Annotated in this window: 2 protein-coding genes; one reads left to right on the top strand and one right to left on the bottom strand. The window is 72.0% G+C overall.

Annotation, left to right across the window (positions count from 1 at the left end):
• Positions 1-166 precede the first annotated feature (166 nt).
• Positions 167-871 carry a FadR/GntR family transcriptional regulator gene (locus C1J00_RS42850; RefSeq protein ID WP_102914170.1) on the top strand — a complete coding sequence of 235 codons (705 nt, stop codon included), beginning with the start codon at positions 167-169 and terminating at the stop codon, positions 869-871.
• A gap of 28 nt (positions 872-899) precedes the next feature.
• Here the strand turns inward: C1J00_RS42850 and C1J00_RS42845 are convergent, their stop codons facing one another.
• Positions 900-1,373: a carboxymuconolactone decarboxylase family protein gene (locus C1J00_RS42845; protein ID WP_102914169.1), complete on the bottom strand. Its 474-nt coding sequence runs from the start codon at positions 1,371-1,373 to the stop codon at positions 900-902.
• Positions 1,374-1,798: the final 425 nt, after the last annotated feature.

The raw sequence follows: 1,798 nt of genomic DNA, 5'->3' as shown, positions 1-1,798 counted from the left end.
GGTGCGGAGGGCGGGGAGGTCAGTCCTGAGCAGATGCCCGCATACTTATCAGACCACTCCCCGGCCAGAACACCCTCGGGCGGCGGTTCCCGCCACTTTCGACCCGTAGTGGTCCGACCACCCCGCTCGTTAGACTGCGCCGGAGCACTCTGATCGGAGGAGTGGCGTGGACGACGAGTCAGCCCCGCGGAAGGGCACCGTGACGCAGCGCGCCGTCGAGCGGATCAAGGCGATGATCGGCGAAGGCCGGCTGGAACCGGGACAGCGGCTGCCGACCGAGCGCGATCTGGCCACCCAGCTCGGCATCTCACGCAGTTCGGTGCGTGAGGCGATCCGCGCTCTCACGGTGATGGGCCTGCTGGAGGCCCGGCACGGCTCGGGCATCTACGTCACCCGGCTGGAGGCCGGCGACCTGCTGGAATCCTTCGGTGTCGTGGCGGACCTGTCGCGCGGCCCGCAACTGGTCGAACTGCTGGAGATCCGGCGGGTCCTGGAGTCGACGGCGACGGCGCTGGCCGCCGCGCGGATCACCTCGGACCAGCTCGCCGAGGTGGAGAAGCACCTGGCGGCGATGAACGCCACGGACGATCCGGAGGAGGTCCTCGCCCACGACCTGGCCTTCCACCGGGAGATCGCGGTGGCCGCGGGCAACGAGACCATGGCCGCCATCCTGGAGGGCCTGTCGTCCCGGACGTTCCGAGCCCGCGTCTGGCGCGGCTACCGGGAAGAGGGCGCCTTCGCCCGCACCCGCCGCGAGCACGCGGCCATCCACCGCGCCCTGGCGGCCCGCGACCCGGAGGCGGCCCGCGCGGCGGCGGCCGCGCACGTCGGCGAGGTGGAGGAGTGGCTGCGAGCACAGCTCGGGCCCTAGGCGACGCCCAGGGCCCGGTGCTCCTCGGTTACGTGAACTGGCCGGGCTGGTAGTCCCCCGCCGGCTGCTCCAGCATGACGTTCAGCCGGTTCGCGGTGTTCATGAAGGCGATGAGAGTGACCAGCGCCATGAGCTGTTCCTCGTCGTAGTGCTTGGCGGCCCGCTCCCAGACGTCGCCCGGGACCCCGCCGGCCCCGTCCGCGATCCGTGTCCCCTGCTCCGCCAGCTCCAGCGCGGCGCGCTCGGCGTCGGTGAAGACCGTGGCCTCCCGCCAGGCCGCGACCAGATGGAGACGTACGGCGCTCTCGCCCGCGGCGGTGGCCTCCTTGGTGTGCATGTCGATGCAGACCGCACATCCGTTGATCTGGCTCACCCGCAGCGAGACCAGCTCCCGGGTGGCGGCCGGCAGCGGTGACTCCACCACCAGCCGCCCCACAAGGGTGAACTGCTTGATCAGCTTGCTCGCGCCCGGGGTGGCGAAGACGTCCAGTCGTGCGCTCATGGTGAGCTCCTCTGCCGTTGTCGGTGCGTACACCCCTATGAGGCAGCGGCTCGTCACGATGTGACACGGCCGAATGTGACATGCGTCACCGAATGATGGACGACCGGGCAGGATGCCGGGGCCCGGACCCAGGGCTTCTGACGGGCTCCGGGGAAGGAGGAGCGGTGCGCGACGTGCGGCGTGCCGGGCGGCATGACGCCGCGGAAGTTCCGTCAGAAGCGACCCCGGCCTGATCTACCCTGCCGCACGTGTCGGGGTCACACTGGACCGTGTGCGGCTTCGGGGCACCGCCTGCGCGGCCGCCGGGCTGCTGCTGGTCGTCGCGATGGGCTGCACCGGCGGCGCGGCGGACGGCGCGCCCGCGACCTCTCCGGCGGCGGCCCGGACCACCGGCGAGAGCCCCCGCGCCACGCCCACCCCCACAC

This window comes from Streptomyces cahuitamycinicus, assembly GCF_002891435.1.
Lineage (GTDB): Bacteria > Actinomycetota > Actinomycetes > Streptomycetales > Streptomycetaceae > Streptomyces > Streptomyces cahuitamycinicus.
Note: the sequence above shows the minus strand (reverse complement) of the source record. Positions and strands in the feature narration are given on the sequence as shown.